Origin of the sequence: Providencia sp. JUb39, from assembly GCF_012272845.1 — a bacterium.
Classification (GTDB): Bacteria; Pseudomonadota; Gammaproteobacteria; order Enterobacterales; family Enterobacteriaceae; genus Providencia; species Providencia lanzhouensis.
On sequence record NZ_JAAWXD020000001.1, the window covers coordinates 468482 to 486667 of the forward strand.

17 protein-coding genes are annotated in these 18186 nt (G+C 45.0%); 12 read left to right on the plus strand and 5 right to left on the minus strand.

Annotated features, from left to right (window positions below):
- Positions 1-169 precede the first annotated feature (169 nt).
- The 6 genes from dppB to HFU86_RS02100 all read left to right on the plus strand — a co-directional run bounded on the left by dppB (position 170) and on the right by HFU86_RS02100 (position 6885).
- Entirely contained in the window at positions 170-1189 is a 1020-nt protein-coding gene (gene dppB / locus HFU86_RS02075; RefSeq protein WP_036948611.1) for a dipeptide ABC transporter permease DppB, read from the plus strand.
- Positions 1190-1200: 11 nt separating this feature from the next.
- Entirely contained in the window at positions 1201-2103 is a 903-nt protein-coding gene (gene dppC, locus HFU86_RS02080) for a dipeptide ABC transporter permease DppC (RefSeq protein ID WP_036948615.1), read from the plus strand.
- 12 nt (positions 2104-2115) lie between these two features.
- A complete protein-coding gene (dppD, locus tag HFU86_RS02085; protein ID WP_036948618.1) occupies positions 2116-3096 on the plus strand; it encodes a dipeptide ABC transporter ATP-binding protein in 981 nt (326 codons plus the stop codon).
- Positions 3093-4103, plus strand: a complete 1011-nt coding sequence (dppF, locus tag HFU86_RS02090) for a dipeptide ABC transporter ATP-binding subunit DppF (RefSeq protein ID WP_036948621.1) — start codon at positions 3093-3095, stop codon at positions 4101-4103. The genes dppD and dppF overlap by 4 nt, the downstream gene beginning before the upstream one ends.
- A 196-nt stretch (positions 4104-4299) precedes the next feature.
- Positions 4300-4998, plus strand: a complete 699-nt coding sequence (locus HFU86_RS02095; RefSeq protein WP_132496929.1) for a HAMP domain-containing protein — start codon at positions 4300-4302, stop codon at positions 4996-4998.
- A 354-nt stretch (positions 4999-5352) separates the two neighbouring features.
- The gene (locus tag HFU86_RS02100) at positions 5353-6885 is read left to right on the plus strand and encodes a M16 family metallopeptidase (RefSeq protein ID WP_108478737.1); all 1533 of its coding nucleotides are present in this window, start codon (positions 5353-5355) and stop codon (positions 6883-6885) included.
- A 221-nt stretch (positions 6886-7106) separates the two neighbouring features.
- On the opposite strand, the gene HFU86_RS02105 is transcribed toward HFU86_RS02100, so the two are convergent.
- Positions 7107-8099, minus strand: a complete 993-nt coding sequence (locus HFU86_RS02105; protein WP_187128631.1) for a serine hydrolase domain-containing protein — start codon at positions 8097-8099, stop codon at positions 7107-7109.
- 244 nt (positions 8100-8343) lie between these two features.
- On the opposite strand from HFU86_RS02105, the gene HFU86_RS02110 reads away from it, so the two are divergent.
- The gene (locus HFU86_RS02110) at positions 8344-9402 is read left to right on the plus strand and encodes an NAD(P)H-dependent flavin oxidoreductase (protein ID WP_132496931.1); all 1059 of its coding nucleotides are present in this window, start codon (positions 8344-8346) and stop codon (positions 9400-9402) included.
- Positions 9403-9447: 45 nt separating this feature from the next.
- Here HFU86_RS02110 and yhjD read toward each other — a convergent pair whose 3' ends face one another.
- Together yhjD and HFU86_RS02120 are read right to left on the minus strand one after the other, a co-directional pair.
- The gene (yhjD, locus tag HFU86_RS02115; RefSeq protein ID WP_187128632.1) at positions 9448-10440 is read right to left on the minus strand and encodes an inner membrane protein YhjD; all 993 of its coding nucleotides are present in this window, start codon (positions 10438-10440) and stop codon (positions 9448-9450) included.
- 175 nt (positions 10441-10615) lie between these two features.
- A complete protein-coding gene (locus HFU86_RS02120; protein WP_036948636.1) occupies positions 10616-11017 on the minus strand; it encodes a DUF1090 domain-containing protein in 402 nt (133 codons plus the stop codon).
- Positions 11018-11246: 229 nt separating this feature from the next.
- Between HFU86_RS02120 and HFU86_RS02125 the strand changes: the two genes are divergently transcribed.
- Positions 11247-12089: a 23S rRNA (adenine(2030)-N(6))-methyltransferase RlmJ gene (locus HFU86_RS02125; protein WP_187128633.1), complete on the plus strand. Its 843-nt coding sequence runs from the start codon at positions 11247-11249 to the stop codon at positions 12087-12089.
- Positions 12090-12221: 132 nt separating this feature from the next.
- Positions 12222-13574 carry a glutathione-disulfide reductase gene (gene gorA, locus HFU86_RS02130; protein ID WP_187128634.1) on the plus strand — a complete coding sequence of 451 codons (1353 nt, stop codon included), beginning with the start codon at positions 12222-12224 and terminating at the stop codon, positions 13572-13574.
- An 87-nt stretch (positions 13575-13661) separates the two neighbouring features.
- Here the strand turns inward: gorA and HFU86_RS02135 are convergent, their stop codons facing one another.
- The gene (locus tag HFU86_RS02135; protein ID WP_132496934.1) at positions 13662-14261 is read right to left on the minus strand and encodes a glutathione S-transferase family protein; all 600 of its coding nucleotides are present in this window, start codon (positions 14259-14261) and stop codon (positions 13662-13664) included.
- 51 nt (positions 14262-14312) lie between these two features.
- Positions 14313-15011: a helix-turn-helix transcriptional regulator gene (locus tag HFU86_RS02140; RefSeq protein WP_187128635.1), complete on the minus strand. Its 699-nt coding sequence runs from the start codon at positions 15009-15011 to the stop codon at positions 14313-14315.
- A gap of 221 nt (positions 15012-15232) precedes the next feature.
- Here HFU86_RS02140 and HFU86_RS02145 point away from each other — a divergent pair, with 221 nt between their 5' ends.
- The 3 genes from HFU86_RS02145 to HFU86_RS02155 are packed head-to-tail and all read left to right on the plus strand — an operon-like array spanning position 15233 to position 18177.
- Positions 15233-16450 carry an ABC transporter substrate-binding protein gene (locus tag HFU86_RS02145; protein WP_187128636.1) on the plus strand — a complete coding sequence of 406 codons (1218 nt, stop codon included), beginning with the start codon at positions 15233-15235 and terminating at the stop codon, positions 16448-16450.
- Positions 16451-16498: 48 nt separating this feature from the next.
- Positions 16499-17362, plus strand: coding sequence for a carbohydrate ABC transporter permease (locus tag HFU86_RS02150; protein ID WP_187128637.1), 864 nt, complete (start codon positions 16499-16501; stop codon positions 17360-17362).
- Between the two features lie 2 nt (positions 17363-17364).
- Entirely contained in the window at positions 17365-18177 is an 813-nt protein-coding gene (locus HFU86_RS02155) for a carbohydrate ABC transporter permease (RefSeq protein ID WP_132496937.1), read from the plus strand.
- Positions 18178-18186 lie beyond the last annotated feature (9 nt).

An 18186-nucleotide genomic window follows, 5' to 3' on the forward strand; every position in this document is an offset into this window, starting at 1 on the left:
TAATCTGTAAATGCCCTTCGTTGCCTCTTTGCAGCGGAGGGCGTTTTCTCCTCTGACGTTCAGAAGATGCAGATAAATTTAGTTATTTGTGAGCAGATGAAAACGTTGTTTTTCTGACCAGCCAAGCGGACTAAGAGCCGTCGACGGCATTATTAAAGAGACTCAGGATATGCTGCAATTTATCCTCCGACGATTCGGGCTCGTGATCCCCACCTTTATCGGTATCACGCTACTTACTTTTGCTTTCGTTCACATGATCCCAGGCGACCCAGTCATGATTATGGCGGGTGAACGCGGATTATCTCCAGAAAGACACGCATACTTAATGGCTGAATTAGGACTTGACCAGCCACTTTGGAAACAATATCTCCATTACCTGAACGGCATAATGCACGGTGATTTAGGGATCTCCTTAAAAAGCCGCATTGGTGTTTGGGAAGAATTTTTACCTCGCTTTTTAGCCACCGTAGAACTGGCCACTTGCGCCATGATTTTTGCGGTTTCTGTTGGGATCCCTGTCGGGGTTTTAGCGGCAGTTAAACGTGGTTCGATTTTCGATCACACTGCGATCGGCGTTTCATTAACAGGCTACTCTATGCCGATCTTCTGGTGGGGGATCATGTTGATCATGTTGGTCTCTGTTCAGTGGGATCTCACTCCCGTTGCGGGAAGGGTAAGCGACACTGTTTTCCTTGATGACTCGAATCCGCTCACGGGTTTTATGCTGATTGATACCCTAATTTGGGGAGAAGCGGGAGACTTCAAAGATGCAGTGGAGCACTTAATTTTGCCATCCATTGTACTCGGAACCATTCCACTGGCTGTGATTGTGCGTATGACTCGCTCGGCGATGCTGGAAGTATTAGGGGAAGACTATATTCGTACGGCGAGAGCCAAAGGTGTTAGCCGTGCTCGCGTGATTTTAATTCACGCCCTGCGTAACGCATTACTGCCGGTTGTCACGGTCATTGGTTTGCAGGTCGGTGTGATGCTCGCCGGTGCAATTTTGACAGAAACTATTTTTTCATGGCCGGGATTAGGTCGTTGGTTAATTGAAGGATTACAACGTCGAGATTACCCAGTGGTTCAAGGTGGCGTCTTACTTGTCGCAACGTTGATTATCTTCGTTAACTTAGTGGTTGATGTGCTGTATGGCATTGTTAACCCACGTATTCGTCATAAGAAATAAGGAGCGCAAACATGTCTCAAACAACTGAGTCGAAAGCTGTCAGCGCCCCGAAGCCGATGACACCCTTACAAGAATTCTGGCATTACTTTAAGCGCAACAAAGGCGCTGTTGTTGGTATGTTCTACATCATCTTGATGGTATTAATTGCTATCCTTGCGGGTGTATTAGCGCCTCATGCTCCTGATGAGCAATTCCGTCAGGCGTTACTGACGCCGCCAGTCTGGGAAGAGGGTGGCTCATGGGAGTTTATTCTTGGTACGGATGATGTCGGGCGCGATTTATTATCTCGCCTAATGTACGGAGCAAGGCTTTCGTTATTAGTGGGCTGTCTCGTGGTGGTGTTATCCCTAATTATGGGGGTCACTATTGGGGTGATTGCGGGCTATTTTGGCGGCGTAGTGGATGCGCTGATTATGCGTGTCGTCGACATTATGTTGGCTCTGCCAAGTTTATTACTCGCATTGGTCTTGGTGGCAATTTTCGGACCTTCGATTGTCAATGCCTCGATAGCGTTAACCTTTGTGGCATTACCGCACTATATTCGTTTGACGCGAGCCGCGGTTCTCGTGGAAGTGAATCGTGACTATGTGACTGCCTCGAGAGTGGCGGGAGCAGGGGCGTTGCGTCAAATGTTCGTCAATATTTTACCTAACTGTCTGGCACCATTGATTGTACAGGCATCTTTAGGCTTCTCGAACGCCATCTTAGATATGGCTGCACTGGGTTTTCTGGGAATGGGGGCACAGCCACCAACACCAGAATGGGGAACTATGTTGTCTGATGTGTTGCAGTTTGCACAAAGCGCATGGTGGGTCGTAACGTTCCCAGGATTAGCAATTTTATTAACGGTATTAGCGTTTAACCTGATGGGTGATGGTTTACGTGACGCCTTTGATCCAAAACTCAAGCAGTGATGAGGTAATCTAATGGCATTGTTAAATGTAGAAGAACTCTCCGTTCACTTTGGTGACGAAGGGACACCGTTTCGCGCCGTTGACCGCATCAGCTACCAAGTTGAGAAAGGGCAAGTGGTGGGGATCGTAGGCGAATCAGGTTCCGGTAAATCAGTTAGTTCACTGGCGATTATGGGGTTAATTGATTACCCCGGCAAAGTGATGGCGAAATCATTGCAGTTTGATGGACGCGATTTATTGTCGATTCCTGAAAAAGAGCGTCGCCAAATTGTCGGCGCAGATGTGGCAATGATTTTCCAAGATCCGATGACCAGTTTGAACCCATGCTTTACGGTCGGTTATCAGATCATGGAAGCGTTAAAAGTACACCAAGGGGGCAATAGAAGCACCCGTAAACAGCGGGCCATTGACCTGCTAAACATGGTGGGAATTCCTGATCCGCAGTCACGCCTTGATGTATATCCTCACCAGTTATCTGGCGGGATGAGTCAGCGAATTATGATTGCGATGGCGATTGCTTGTCGTCCAAAGTTGTTGATCGCCGATGAACCCACTACGGCGCTTGATGTGACCATTCAAGCACAAATCATTGAATTATTGTTGGAATTACAACAACAAGAAAATATGGCGCTAGTACTGATTACCCATGACTTAGCGTTAGTGTCGGAAGCCGCACACCATATTATCGTGATGTATGCAGGGCAAGTGGTCGAGTCTGCGAAAGCGAAGGATATTTTTAAACATCCGAGACACCCCTATACCCAAGCATTGCTGCGCGCATTGCCTGAGTTTGCTAGCAACAAATCGCGTTTAGCTTCTTTGCCGGGTGTTGTACCCGGTAAATATGACCGCCCTGAAGGATGCTTACTCAACCCGCGTTGCCCGTATGCAACGGATCGTTGTCGCCAAGAGGAGCCTGCGTTACAAACCATTGGTGACCGTCAGGTGAAATGTCACATGCCACTGGATGATATGGGGAGACCAACGCTATGAGTGAGCAACAAGCTAAAGGAATGCCGTTATTAAAAGCGGTGGACTTGAAAAAATACTATTCCGTGAAAGGCGGGGTCTTCTCGAAGGAGAAAACACTCAAAGCGCTTGATGGTGTCTCTTTTGAGTTAGAAAAAGGGAAAACATTGGCGGTGGTTGGGGAGTCAGGTTGTGGAAAATCCACACTTGGGCGCTTATTAACGATGATTGAGCAACCATCGGACGGTGAGCTGTATTATCGTGACCAAAACTTACTGATTGCTGATAAAGCAGCAGAGAAACTACGTCGCCAAAAAATCCAAATTGTCTTCCAAAACCCATATGGTTCGCTGAACCCGCGTAAAAAAGTCGGGCAAATTTTGGAAGAGCCTTTATTGATTAACACCTCGCTATCGAAAGAGCAGCGTAAAGAAAAAGTGTTATCCATGATGGCAAAAGTGGGTTTGAAAACGGAGCACTATAGCCGTTATCCACACATGTTTTCTGGTGGGCAGCGTCAACGTATCGCTATCGCTCGTGGGTTGATGTTAGACCCTGATGTGGTTGTGGCGGATGAGCCAGTATCGGCGTTGGATGTGTCCGTACGTGCTCAGGTATTGAACCTGATGATGGATTTACAGCAAGAATTGGGGCTTTCCTATGTGTTCATCTCTCACGATTTATCGGTGGTAGAGCATATCGCGGATGAAGTGATGGTGATGTATTTGGGGCGTTGTGTGGAAAAGGGGACTAAAGAGCAGATTTTTAATAATCCTCAGCATCCATACACTCAAGCGCTACTTTCTGCGACGCCACGTTTGAACCCTGACCAACGCCGTGAGCGAATCAAATTAACGGGAGAATTACCGAGCCCCATGAATCCGCCTCCGGGGTGTGCGTTTGCAGCACGTTGTCGACGCGCTTTTGGTCCTTGCACGCAATCTCAGCCAGCATTGAAAAATTACCGTGAGCAGTTAGTCGCTTGTTTTGCCGTTGATGAAGACGAAAAGCAGGTAATAGTCGCAAATTAATTACTTTAGACGGCAGAAAAGCAGACTTTCTGCCGTTTCTTTATGCTGTATCTACTCACTTTAGCGGTTAATTTGGAGCTTATCTTAAATAAGTGATCTTTCTTTTTTAAAGCTGCACCTTTATACAGAAAATCAAGTATACTGTTTGTCCGATTTTTTTCTTTAAAAAGCAGCTTGATTAGGAAGGTTGTGGGAAATGAACACTCGTGTCCAACGTTCACTCACGTTTAAGAGCATGGTCGTATTCTTTGTGATTACGTTGCTTTTTCTTGCACTTTTTTTGTCCATTCAATTTACTTACCTCTTAGAACAGCGCAAACAAGATTATTTAAATCAACTGAGCAATGCCGTAGTTCAAGTCCAAAAACCATTGACGGATTCACTACTTAGCTCTGATTTAAACGAAGCCAAAAGGCTACTTGTGAGCCTGAAAACCTCGGGGATTATGGGAAAAGCCATTGTTACGGTGGATAATGCGACGGTAATGAATTTAAGCTTTGCCACGCCGAAACCGATCCCAGAATGGTCTTTACCGCTTATTGGTATTCCGGTTGAGATGACTGTTCCATTGTATGCCTATGGTACGGTAGCGCCACAAGCGAAACCTCAAGGTTATTTGACGTTACAAGTGGATTCTAACCGGGTTTACCGTTTTGCACTCAACACCTTTGCGTTGTTAACGACAACGTATTTGCTGCTAGCGCTGATTATCTCCATTGCGATGACGTGGTGTGTGAGCCGCATGATTGTGCGCCCATTGCGTAAAATTGCGGGCGAGTTGCAAGCAAATCAACACATCGACCATTTGGAAGTTTCTCAATATCATCAAGATGATGAGATAGGATTATTGGCGAAAGGTTATAATCGTCAAATAAAACAACAAAATTCAGATTAAGCCATGAACATGTTATAAGGTTTGTGGTCTAATATCATTACACATACCTATCATATTGTTAGCAGCAAGATTCGGGCGACTTACTCACTATCTGTCGTATCCAAAATGCGAAATATCGGCAAATAAATGGTGATGTTTAACATGCATTTTAGTGATCAACTTAGCGACTTAGCGTATTGAGTGCCGCCCAATTATCTCAATAACATGCAGCGATGTATTTTTCGGGTATAGTGATAATCAAATTTTTGATGAAGCCAAACTATATCGCTTAACCGAGTCAATTAGCGTTTTTCGTTAATTTTTCTGTTGCTGTTTACGGTTAAATACAAGGATATAAAGAACATAGGGGTCTACATGCAGGGTTTGAAAGTGCGATATATCATCGGCGTGGTACTTTTATCAGTCACTGGTTTTGCTAGTGCTGAACCTTTACAACCCGATCCAGCATGGCAGCAAGGAAAGCTCGAGAATGGCTTTAATTGGCAGTTATTACAAACACCACAGCGTCCAAATGATCGAATCCAACTTCGGTTAGCCATTAAAACAGGTTCGTTATCTGAAAAAGCCAGTGAAAAAGGGTACAGTTATCTGATCCCTCGAATGGCGCTATTCCATCAATCTGAAGCTTTTCCTGCTGCTACATTGCAAAATTTTTGGCGTCAGGCAACCGACCCTGATATGCCGTTACCTCCAGCCGTCGTTTCTTACGACTACACAATTTATAGTTTAAGTCTGCCTAATAACCGCCCTGATTTGGTAAAACAAGCATTAAGTTGGTTGGCAACGTCTGTCGCTGGGGCGCAATATACTGAGAATTCATTACAGAGTGGCTTAACTGTTCCCAATATCCCAGTGGCTACCTTACCAGTCAATGCCAACGACCCTGTTTGGCGTGCTCGTCTCAATGGGTCGGCGATGCTAGGTTATGATCCAGGGCAGAAGCCAAACGGTAAAGTCGATTTAGCCAGCGTGAATTCGTTCTATCAAAAATGGTACACACCTGATGTCATGACATTATATGTCGCGGGGCATGTGGATTCTCGCATGTTATCTGACAGTATCACTCAAGCGTTTTCATCGTTAGAAGGTAAGCGTTCTGAGCCTGTTTCAGTTGCTGTTTTATCGTCAGTGAAGCCTCAGGCAATTGATATCCTTCAAGACAAATCAACGCAAGATACACTCTCGCTAATTTGGGATATTGATTGGTTGCCAATCAAAGATTCCAACGTGTTGCTGCGTTATTGGGGAAGTGACCTCGCTCGCGAAGCCATTTACCGCTCATTACAGAAGTCCTTTAAACAAAAGTTTGCTGAAGAGGGTGTGACACCGGGCTTAGATTGTCGTGTTCAGTATCAAAAAGCGAGCTGTACGCTAGCGATTTCTGCACCACCAGAAAAAATGGCTGCAGTGGCAGACGTGGCGTTGAATGAGCTGGCGGCAATCAAACAAAATGGTATTGACCCAGAGCTGTTCAATGACATGATGAAAGAGAAGCAAGTTCAATTATCACAACTGTTTGCGGCATATGCTCGTACCAGTACCGATGTGTTAATTAGCCAGCGTTTGATTTCACAACAAAATGGCGTCGTGGATATCGCACCTGAGCAGTATCAATTACTCAGACAAGCGTTCTTAGGAACTCAAAATCTTGAACAAGTAAACATGGAAGCGCGTCGTTTACTGTCTCAAGAAGCGGCGATTGTCTTAGCACAGCCGAAAGAAAAACAGACCATGGATGCAGAGCAAATTCGCCAGAAATTCACGCAAGTGTTATGGCCTAAATTACCTGCGGTTGTGGAGCCGGCACCAGAATCTCCAGCAGTCGCAGAGCCTCAAGAGGGCGGGCCTGCACCAGCGTTACCGATTCCAGCACCATTGACTCGTTAGTGGTCAATTGAATAAAAATAGCCCTCACTAATGAGGGCTAAGATTGCAGACAAAGAGGGATAAAAGCGTGGTTTTTCCCTCTTTGTGTTATCAGGCGAAAATCAATAAATTGATTTTTCTAATTAATTTTACAATCCAAAAGAGCCATTCTCAAACCCTCTAGGTTTGAGAATGGTCTAAGCCCTCAATAATGAGGGTTATTTTTTTGTGTTGATGGCGCTTTATTTAGACGTCAACAATGCTTCAATCGCGTTAATCAGTTCGTTCCGTGAATCTCGATTATCCACAAACCCCGCAGCACTGGTTTGAGTTGCCGGTGAGTAGTACGCAACGGAACCCCAAAAGCCTAAATGGGAATAGAGTGTCATGCCGTTGACCTCGCTGACCATGATCCCTTGCCGATAGCCTTGCGCCCCTTCATGGGAGCCTGCACTTAACATGGTGTCTAGGGTTTCCGATTTGGTAAAAATCTTACCGCTAAATAGCGCTTCAAAGAACTGTGCCATTTGTTTCGAGGACATCACTAAGCCACCACCGCCATACACATCCATTGAAGGATCCATGTCGGAGCAATCGAGTTTTCCGAGGTACTGTTTTGCACGAGGTTCCGTTGTAGCAGGGAGTTCAAATGTTTCCCAGTAGGCGGTCTGCAAGCCAATTTCATTAAACTTCAAGAGTTCTCGGACGGCTTCTCCCAGTGCTTGTCCCGTTATTCGTTCAATAATATTCCCAAGTAGAATATAGCCCGTATCAGAATAGATAAAAGCTTCGGAGGGGCGGAAAAAGGGGTGATCTTGCTGAACATATAGCTCAATTTGCTCTGAACGTGTCCATTGATAATCAGGACGTTTTAAGACGTCTTTGAGGTATTCCTCGTTGGCATGATCCAATAGCCCACTACTATGGTTGAGTAGGTGACGGATCGTAATCGCATCGGTGTCGTATTTTGGTGAGAGTAATTGATTGTATTTTGGTGAAATATAATGAGAAATACTGTCATCCACAAACAGCTTGCCCATCTCAGCCAAGCGTAAAATCGCCGCTGCAGTAAAGGGCTTGGTGTTACTCGCAATGCGCAAAGGCGTATCGACAGTTAATGGTTCCCCCGCAAGATCGCTACCTCGCGCACAGAATGTTCCAACGCAGTTTTGTGGCTGATTATGGTAATAAACGACGACACCACAAGATAGATTTTCCAATTGAGAGATTTGCATTGTCGGATTCCTTAGGCGTGAGTTCACTGTATCTTAGGCAGTTTGTTGCTATAACATACACGCTTAAAATGCGTTTAGTTTGCTAATTTTATGATAGTAATGAGAAATGCGGCTGTTATCACATTCCGAAAAACAGTTAGGTTCATTGAGTAAATATTGGGATAGAATGATAAAGATACATATTATATGCAATTTATTAACATGCCATTCATCTATCGCATAAGCATAAAAAGGTAAGGAAAGTATGAGCTATTCCAATGTATTACTGCATCGCCTAAACCTACGTTATCCTATTATTCAAGCACCTATGGCGGTAGTTTCAACACCTGCGTTGGTCGCCGCCGTTTGTGAGGCGGGCGGATTGGGCTCCTTAGCACTGGGCGCCAGCTCGGTAGATCAAGCTAGGTCAATGATTGCAGCCACTCAAGCACTAACAAACAAACCATTTAATGTGAATGTGTTTTGCCATACGACACCACAACGCAATAGCCAGAACGAACAGGCTTGGTTGGCACATTTACAGCCTAAATTTCAGCAGTTTAACCATCAAGCCCCAGAGCAATTGGATGAAATTTATCTCTCATTTTTAGATAACCCAGCCATGTTGGAACTATTTTTAGAAATGAAACCCGCAGTCGTGAGTTTCCACTTCAATGTGCCGTCTCGTGAAGTTATCAATGCTTTGAAAGAAAAAGGTATTTTTACGATGGCGACGGCGACAAACTTACATGAAGCCCAATTAATTGAACAAGCAGGCATTGATGCAATTGTGGCGCAAGGAATAGAAGCTGGTGGCCATCGTGGCATGTTTGATGTGCAATTAAAAGATGAAGAACTGACAACAAATCAGCTGGTTGCGCTACTTGCTAAACACACGCAATTACCGATTATTGCGACAGGGGGGATCATGGATGGTGCGGATATCAAGCAAGCCCTTGCTCATGGTGCTTCTGCCGCACAATTAGGAACCGCCTTTCTGTTATGCCCAGAATCTGCGGCAAATGAAGGATATCGTCGTAAACTGAAAAGCCAAACAACGGATAATACTTATTTAACAGCCGCTATTTCAGGGCGACCAGCCCGAGGTATTTTCAACCAATTTATGCAAGCGGGGCAGCAGTATGATGAAAGTAAATTGCCGGATTATCCCATCGCTTATGATGTGGGTAAGCAACTGAATGCCGCGGCAACTCACTCCGGTAGTGATGAATTTGCCGCCCATTGGGCGGGACAAAATGTGGCAAAAGTCCGTGAAATGAGTGCAAAAGATTTGATGGCGACATTAGTGAAAGAGATGGAATAAATGCGTGAAGGGAATGATGAATTCATCATTCCCTTATGATTGAGATTAAGAAGTGAGAACGTCTTGTACACGACCTTTCGGCTCATCCGTGGCAATCCACGCGGCGCAAAAGAGAGTAAGTCGGGCAAAGAAATAGAAAAATGCCATTAACCCCAATACTGAACCAAAAGCTGCACCCGATGGCGAAGAGGCTAAGGTTGGTAAAATCCATGTCATGATAGATTTGATGATTTCAAATCCAATCGCGGCGAGCAAGGTGCCTTTCAGCAGTGAGCGGCGACGGTGCTGCATGCGCGGTAAAATCCAGAAAATCCACAAAAATAATAAGAAGTTGGCGGTAATGGAAATTGCTAAGCCGATCAGTGTCCATACAGGTTTAAGCCACTCGATGCTGTCTAAACCAAGTGTACTGACAATGGTTGCTTGTGCAGAGCCTGCTACGGAGGTCAGTGTAATGGTGACAATTAACGCAATTAGCAAGCCAATTAGCGCGAAAAAGTCCCGAACATAGCGGAAAATGATATTTTCTTGCTCTGATTCATTTCGTTCCCAAATGGTGCGAGATTGTGCCAAAATCGCTAAGCGCAAGTTATTTACCCAGTTAACGCCAGAATAGACCGCTAGTGCTAAACCAGTTAACCCCACGGTGGTACGCTGGCGGATAGCCGTATCAATGGTTTGTTCAAGGGTATTTGCGAGTGTGGGATCAGTAATATTGGCAGAAATGCCACGAATGAGCTTCTCAAGTAATTCAGGATTGCTGGCTAACACGAAACCCGCCGCAGCGAAGCTAAACATCAGTACAGGGATCAGGGATAAAAACGAGAAATAGGTAATTGCGGCACCAAACTGGTTACCCATTCTATCGGTAAAACGTTGGGCAGTGCGGATTAAATGCGCAATAAATGGAATTGCACAAACAAAATCGACCACTCTCATTGAGAACGTTAAGGCTTTTTTACTACCGTCTAGGCTTTTGTTTAGAGTGGATTTTAATTTGTTGGTCTCTTTTTGTTGCTCATCTTGCATGTCTGACATGCGTTCCCCTTTTCACTGCTTAATCAAAATATTCTTATAATTCACCATTCTATATTCTTTTATACTATAGCCTAAGTTTGTTGATAATTTCACCCTATGCCTTTATTTATCCAAAATTAGGCATAGGGTGAGATAAAGAATAGAAATTAACTATTTGATTAAAATTGAATTTTTATTAAAGGGTATCTTTGTAGATGTCGGAGAGGTCTTGAGCTTCTTTAAGTTCAGCCTTTGCTTCGGCGACCTTACGCTTATGTTTAGCGATTTTTTCAGGGTCACCTTTTTGAACAGATTCTTGCAATTCAGCTTCACGCTCAGCAACTTTTTTCTGTTTTTCAGCAATTTTCTGCTGGCTATCGCGATACAGAGAATCAGAGGTACAGTAGCGATTAACGTTCTCGAGCGCTCGCTCTAAGCCATTTACGCGGTAAGTATTACCGTGTGCTTTGGCATATTTGAGCTGAGTTTCAATTTTTTGTTTTTTGATTTCACATCCTTGGGATGAATTACCTGCCATTGCAGAATTATTCACTAAAAATAACGCTAAAATGGAAGATATTATAAATACTCGTTTCATTGGTTTCCCCTGTTGTGGTTTTTAATTTTGCTTAGGATAGCTTTTTGCTAAGGAAAGGTCATGTGCAATTTTGTCATGTTTTGTCACTATGACAATCCCATCAAATTTTAGCTATAATGGCGCGAAAGAAATTATTCGGTCTATTTTTCATTCAACAGACCTTCTGTACAGATTCTATTAACAGCGTTCACAAAAGTGACCGCTGAATTCCTCAGGAAATAAACGCGACATGTTAAGTTATCGTCATAGCTTTCACGCAGGCAACCATGCGGATGTTCTCAAACATACGGTGCAAAGCCTGATCATTGAATCTCTTAAAGAAAAAGAGAAACCATTTCTGTATCTGGATACCCATTCCGGCGCGGGTCGTTATCAATTAACTAGCGAACATTCAGAAAAAACAGGGGAGTATCTCGAAGGGATTGCACGAGTTTGGGAGCAACCGGACTTACCTGAGGAACTACTGCCCTATATGCAAGTTGTACGCCGTTTAAATGAAAACGGTCGCTTACGCTATTACCCTGGCTCGCCACTATTAGCGAAACATTTATTGCGTGAGCACGATAAACTGATTTTAACCGAGTTACATCCAAGTGATTACCCATTATTGCGTACTGAGTTTTCTCGCGATGAGCGTGCACAAGTTGCCCGTGAAGATGGTTATCAACAGTTAAAATCGAAATTACCTCCGCAAAGCCGCCGTGGTTTTATGCTGATGGATCCACCTTATGAGATGAAATCAGACTACGAAGCGGTCGTAAAAGGCGTTGTTGAAGGTTATAAACGTTTCGCAACAGGCACTTATGCGATTTGGTATCCAGTGGTTCTGCGCCAACAAATCAAACGCATGGTGAACCAGCTAGAAGCAACGGGTATCCGTAAAATTCTGCAAATTGAATTAGCGGTGCGCCCTGACAGCGACCAACGCGGCATGACCGCATCCGGTATGATTGTCATTAACCCGCCTTGGAAACTTGAGCAGCAGATGAAAAATGTCCTGCCATGGTTACATAAAACACTGGTGCCAGAAGGCTCTGGGCATACATTAGTTGAGTGGATTGTACCTGAGTAAATTGTACTTGAGTAATAATAGACTCTAGCTATTGCAGTAACAGGCAATAGCTATCTTAAATGTTTATGTTTACATAGCATAATAAGAGAATATTAACGTATTCGTAATTCAACAAATGGGAATCACCAAGTTATGAGCAAACATTACGACTATATTGCAATTGGCGGCGGTAGCGGCGGTATTGCGTCAATGAACCGTGCGGCAATGTACGGACAAAAGTGTGCCCTGATTGAAGCTAAAGAGTTAGGCGGCACTTGTGTTAACGTCGGTTGTGTACCGAAAAAAGTGATGTGGCATGCAGCGCAAATTTCTGAAGCAATTCGCGCTTATGGTCCAGACTATGGTTTCGATACCATTATCAATGATTTCAACTGGAAGAAATTAATTGAGAGCCGTACTGCTTATATTGACCGTATCCACCAATCTTACGATCGCGTACTTGGCAATAATAAAGTTGATGTGATCAAAGGTTTTGCTCGTTTTGTTGATGCACATACCGTTGAAGTGAATGGCGAGATTTACACCGCGGATCATATTTTGATCGCAACCGGTGGTCGTCCGGTGATCCCTGCGATCCCTGGCGCAGAATATGGCATGACTTCTGACGGTTTCTTTGAACTGGAAGCGCTGCCTAAACGTGTTGCCGTTGTCGGCGCGGGTTACATTGCCGTTGAACTGGCTGGCGTACTGAATGGTTTAGGTAGCGAAGCGCACCTGTTTGTGCGTAAACATGCTCCACTGCGTGCGTTTGACCCGCTTATCGTTGAAACGTTAGTGGAAGTGATGAACGCAGAAGGCCCAACGCTGCACACAGAATCCATTCCGAAAGAAGTGGTCAAAAATGCAGACGGCTCACTGACACTGAAATTAGAAAATGGTCACGAGCAAACCGTTGATGCGCTGATTTGGGCAATTGGTCGTGAGCCAATGACAGATAACCTGAATATTGAAGCGGCAGGCGTTGAGTTAAATGCGAAAGGCTATATTAAAGTCGATAAATATCAGAATACCAATGTTGCGGGTGTTTACGCGGTGGGCGATAACACCGGCGCGGTAGAGTTAACGCCAGTCGCCGTTGCTGCGGGTCGCCGTTTGTCTGAGCGTTTATTTAATAACAAGCCTGACGAGCATTTAGATTACACCAACGTGCCAACGGTGGTATTCAGCCATCCGCCAATTGGTACAGTGGGTTTAACTGAGCCAGAAGCGATTGAAAAATATGGCGCAGATGCAGTGAAATGCTATAAATCTTCATTTACGGCGATGTATACCGCAGTCACTTCTCATCGCCAACCATGCCGCATGAAGCTGGTGTGTGTGGGTAAAGAAGAGAAAATTGTCGGCATCCACGGTATCGGTTTTGGTATGGATGAAATGCTGCAAGGCTTCGCGGTCGCTCTCAAAATGGGCGCAACCAAGAAAGATTTCGACAACACTGTCGCAATCCACCCGACTGCCGCCGAAGAGTTTGTGACAATGCGTTAAGCATCGTTTAACTCTCTTTAGCGAGAACTTAAAAAGGCGCAGGTTAATTCTGCGCCTTTTTGTATTTCAGGGTGATGATAATACGTACTACATCGCCAGCAACGCAGCAATCTCTGGGTGTGTTGCTAGGCTATCCATATAGGTTTGCATCGGCGGTGTTGCGGTATACCCGCAATATTTGATTAAAAACATTACAAAGCAGCCCACATACACATCCACCGCGGTTAATGTTTCACCACAAATATAGGGCTTGGCACTGGCTAGGCAGACATCTAGCGTCGCTAAAGTGCGTTCAACGCTACCAAAGCCTGACGATTTTTGCTGTTCTTCTGTTAATTCAACACCTAAATCAAGGACGGTAAACGCAGATTCAATCGGACCTGCCGTGAATAAAAACCAGCGATAATAAGCACCACGCTCAGGGCTATTGAGCGCAGGGGCAAAACCCTTTTCAATAAACTTATCGGCTAAATAAAGACAAATCGCCGCACACTCAGTAACAACCACATCACCATCAACTAAAGCCGGCACTTTTGCCATCGGATTAATGGCAAGATATTCCTTGGTGTGCATCTCTGCACCATAAGCTAATTCAATGCGCTTATAGGGAACGTCCATCATTTTTAATAGTAAATCAACGGTATTGCCGCGGGACATTGCATTGGTAAATAGAACTAGCTCGCTCATAGTGATTTTTCCTTAAATGAAGTAGAGCACTGACTATAAGCTAAGGCGGTGTCAGAAATTGTCAGGAGTGACACACAAAACTTCTTGCTGCCAGCGGGTGAGTAAATAGCCTTTCGGGTAGGGGAGCGACTCCCCCAAGACGGTGTAAGATTGGATTCTATCTAAGCGGAAATGGCGATAGCTTTGGCGCAACTCGCACCATGCCGCTAACACTTGGGTATCTTTCATATAACCCACCGCAATCGGCCAAATAATCCGTTCACTGGGTTGTCCTTTAATATCCACATACGCGATTTTGGCTTTGCGCTCTTCCCGTAAACTCAGGCGTAAATTTTTAGCCACATGCTCGTCAATTTCATTAAGTTGGGTCGTTGGTGCAAATAGCGTATTACTGTTTAGGATGATCTGCGCCTCTTTACCCACCACGGCATTAATTTTATTGAGCGTGCGTAGAGCTGAATTTTTGAGTTCTTCATCGGCATTACTTTGTACCCAGCGTAAACCTAATATCAGCGCTTCCAGTTCATTCTCATCGAACATCAATGGCGGCAGTAACAATCCGCTTTTTAACTGATAACCAATGCCCGCTTCACCAGTAATTTCAGCTCCTTGGTCGCGTAGCGATTCGATATCCCGATAAATGGAACGAACACTCACCTCTAACTGACAGGCGAGGGCGTCTGCGGTGACCGGATAGCGATTCTCTTTCAGGATCTGAATCAATGTGAGTAAGCGTTGGGTGCGAGTCATTCGGCTCTCAGTTAGGATGTTATGCAAAGAATTGCCATCATACTAAAGAAAGCCATCATTGAATTCCAATCGTCTTTGCCATTCTGAATAAAACCTTCACTTCACCTTCATCTAACTGTCATCTCCCAGCCGTAGCCTGCCATGGCAATTTGAACGCGCGTGCAAAAAAACTCAACCGAAAATTCATACAAAAAACAAGAGACATCCACTAGGAGAAGCAAATGATTAAGCGCACATTATTGGCATCCGCTCTGATAGCCTCAACACTTGGCGCTAGCGCCTCAGAATTAATTATTGCCGGACGAGATAGCAGCTACGGCGATGCGATGCAGTTTGTTGTCGACGAATATAAAAAAAATAATCCTAAGGCAGAAATCACGTTAGTTAAGCGTCCGAGTAAAGGGCTGTATGAAAGCGTCGTGCTCTCCATGCGCGAGAAAACCGGTAACTATGACGTGATTTTAATGGATGACACCTGGGCACCTGAATTCCTTGCCAACAAGTGGTTATCCCCACTTTCTGATTCACTCCAAGATAAAGACTTTATTCAATCCACCGTGGATATCGGTCGCCAAGACGGCAAAGGTGCGAGCTATGCATTGCCAATGGTGGGTAACGTGGCGATGTTCGCATGGAATAAAGACCTGTTCGACCAGTACAAGCTTCAACAACCGAAAACATGGACGGATGTGTTGAACTCAGCGAAAACCATTAGCCAAGATGGCAAAGCCAATGGCGTGGTGTATCGCGGCGTGAAAGGTAACCCGATCGTGACGGGATTTTTACCCATTCTGTGGGGATATGGTGGCGATGTTGTCGATAGTAACGGAAAACCGACCTTGAATACCCCGCAGGCCAAACACGCGTTAGAAACCTTCTTAGCCATGAAGCAATATGCGCCGAAAGGGGTGGATGTGTTTAACGCAGATGAAGTTCGCGATGCATTACAAAAAGGTACCGCAGCAATGGCAATCGAAGTATGGCCAGCTTGGGTACCGGATCTTGATAATGCCAAAGTCTCGAATGTGGTCGGCAAAATGGAAATGATGGCTCCACCAGCAGAAATAGGACAACCATCACCGATGCTGGGTATCTGGCAGCTTGCGATTCCGGCGGATGCGAAAAACAAAGTGGAAGCGGAGCAATTTCTTGCATTTGCTAGCAGTGCCGAAATACAAAAAGCGTTAGCACTAAACTTCGGTACACCGCCAACGCGCCATAGCGTCTACGCAGATCCGCAAGTTGTAAGTCAATACCGTTGGTATCCGCAACAAGCAGCCGCATTAGAAGCCGGTAAAGCACGCCCACGCATTCAAAACTGGGCAGAAGTGGAAAGTATTCTTGGGGACTTTTTACAAATGGCGATGATGGGACAGATGACCGCGGATCAAGCTTTGGAACAAGCGCAGAAACGCATTGAGCGCAGCACCAAAAAATAGTGATGTTTTTCTGGCGCTAGTTTCTAGCGCCTTTATGGAATGCTGAGTATGTTATTTGAAAACCGTAAACAGTTGTTTTGGTTACTCCTCCCAGCGTTGATTATGCTGGGATTATTAACGTTGTATCCCATCGTATCCGTGCTGTATCACGCATTTGGGCAAGTGGATTACATCGATGACAGCTATCACTTTATTGGCTGGTCGAATTTCTCTGAATTGTTCGATGACTTTTTCTTTTTGGCTGCAATTAAAAATACCTTCGTGTTTACCCTCGTGGCGTCCATTGCCCAAGTTCTCTTAGGGCTGTGGCTAGCACTGCTATTTAACCGTCAATTTGCTGGGCGCAAATTTGCGTTGCCCATCATTATCTACCCGATGATGCTCTCCACGCTGGTGTGCTCCTCGATTTGGCGCTCTTGGTACAACTATGATTTTGGATTTTTAAATAGCCTACTGGTGGCGGTGGGTTTACCCGCCCAAGAGTGGTTGTTCAATCCAGATTTAGCCTTATATTTCATAGCGTTAGTGGATACATGGCAATGGACGCCAATGGCATTTCTGATCATTTTGGCGGGCTTGCAATCCATTCCTAAAGATATTGGTGAAGCGGCGATGGTGGATGGAGCAAAAGGCTGGAAATCCTTTGTCTACATCACGCTTCCGCTGATCAAAAAGCAACTGATGCTGGCATTTTTATTGCGCTCTATCGACACCTTTAAATTATTCGACAAAGTGTATGTGATGACGGGGGGCGGCCCAGGAAATTCAACCGAGACATTATCTATGTTTGTTTATAAATACGGTTTCCGCTTCTTTGACTTAGGCATGGCGAGTGCGGCGGCGTTAGTGATGTTGGCGATTTCCTTGCTGATGACATTGATTTATGCCCGCAACGTAATGAAAGGACGCTGATCATGAAAGCCAAAATACACACATTGTTGGTTTGGTTGGCGGTGTTGATCATGACGCTGCCGATTATTTGGATGTTCGGCACGGCGTTTAAATCCCCGTCTGAAATTATGCAATCGGGGGCGCAATTACTACCAAGCCAACCGAGCTTATCGTCGTTTGAAAAGCTATTTGAAGGGGACTTGCTGCGCTTAGTGGGCAACACGGTTTTAGTTTCGGTAGGGGCAACGGCGGTTTCAGTGGTACTGGCGTTCTTTTGTGCTTACGCCTTAGTGCGTTATCGCTTCCCTGCTAAGCTCGATAACGTGTTTTTGCTCGGTGTATTGATTATTAAAATGATGCCGCCGATTGTGATTGCCATTCCGCTCTATTCCTTGATGAACCATGTCGGGTTACTGAATACCCGCATTGGGCTGATTTTGTCTTATCAGGTGTATACCTTGCCGTTTTGTATCTGGATGCTGCTCGGTTTTATTCGCGATATTCCATTAGAGATTGAAGAGGCAGGGGCGATGGATGGGGCGAACTTACTGCGCCGTTTAGCCTATATTGTCTTTCCGCTTTGTGCGCCGGGGTTAGTCGCGACGGCGATTTTCTCCATGATCCTCGGTTGGAATGAGTTTTTATTCTCGCTGTTATTTATTCATACGCCAGACAAATTCACTATCCCATTATTTATCTCTAACTTTATGACTGAAGACGGTACCGCATGGGGAGAAATGATGGCGATAGGGATTGTTTCTTCGCTGCCGATGCTGGCGCTGGCGGGCTATATGCAGCGCTATTTATTACGTGGTTTCTCGATGGGATTGAAATAGTAGGCACTT

Bases quoted from the DNA above. Each gene is read 5' to 3' on its own strand.
- dppB (WP_036948611.1), top strand. From the start codon at position 170: ATGCTGCAATTTATCCTCCGACGATTCGGGCTCGTGATCCCCACCTTT.
- dppC (WP_036948615.1), top strand. From the start codon at position 1,201: ATGTCTCAAACAACTGAGTCGAAAGCTGTCAGCGCCCCGAAGCCGATG.
- dppD (WP_036948618.1), top strand. From the start codon at position 2,116: ATGGCATTGTTAAATGTAGAAGAACTCTCCGTTCACTTTGGTGACGAA.
- dppF (WP_036948621.1), top strand. From the start codon at position 3,093: ATGAGTGAGCAACAAGCTAAAGGAATGCCGTTATTAAAAGCGGTGGAC.
- HFU86_RS02095 (WP_132496929.1), top strand. From the start codon at position 4,300: ATGAACACTCGTGTCCAACGTTCACTCACGTTTAAGAGCATGGTCGTA.
- HFU86_RS02100 (WP_108478737.1), top strand. From the start codon at position 5,353: ATGCAGGGTTTGAAAGTGCGATATATCATCGGCGTGGTACTTTTATCA.
- HFU86_RS02105 (WP_187128631.1), bottom strand. From the start codon at position 8,099: ATGCAAATCTCTCAATTGGAAAATCTATCTTGTGGTGTCGTCGTTTAT.
- HFU86_RS02110 (WP_132496931.1), top strand. From the start codon at position 8,344: ATGAGCTATTCCAATGTATTACTGCATCGCCTAAACCTACGTTATCCT.
- yhjD (WP_187128632.1), bottom strand. From the start codon at position 10,440: ATGTCAGACATGCAAGATGAGCAACAAAAAGAGACCAACAAATTAAAA.
- HFU86_RS02120 (WP_036948636.1), bottom strand. From the start codon at position 11,017: ATGAAACGAGTATTTATAATATCTTCCATTTTAGCGTTATTTTTAGTG.
- HFU86_RS02125 (WP_187128633.1), top strand. From the start codon at position 11,247: ATGTTAAGTTATCGTCATAGCTTTCACGCAGGCAACCATGCGGATGTT.
- gorA (WP_187128634.1), top strand. From the start codon at position 12,222: ATGAGCAAACATTACGACTATATTGCAATTGGCGGCGGTAGCGGCGGT.
- HFU86_RS02135 (WP_132496934.1), bottom strand. From the start codon at position 14,261: ATGAGCGAGCTAGTTCTATTTACCAATGCAATGTCCCGCGGCAATACC.
- HFU86_RS02140 (WP_187128635.1), bottom strand. From the start codon at position 15,011: ATGACTCGCACCCAACGCTTACTCACATTGATTCAGATCCTGAAAGAG.
- HFU86_RS02145 (WP_187128636.1), top strand. From the start codon at position 15,233: ATGATTAAGCGCACATTATTGGCATCCGCTCTGATAGCCTCAACACTT.
- HFU86_RS02150 (WP_187128637.1), top strand. From the start codon at position 16,499: ATGTTATTTGAAAACCGTAAACAGTTGTTTTGGTTACTCCTCCCAGCG.
- HFU86_RS02155 (WP_132496937.1), top strand. From the start codon at position 17,365: ATGAAAGCCAAAATACACACATTGTTGGTTTGGTTGGCGGTGTTGATC.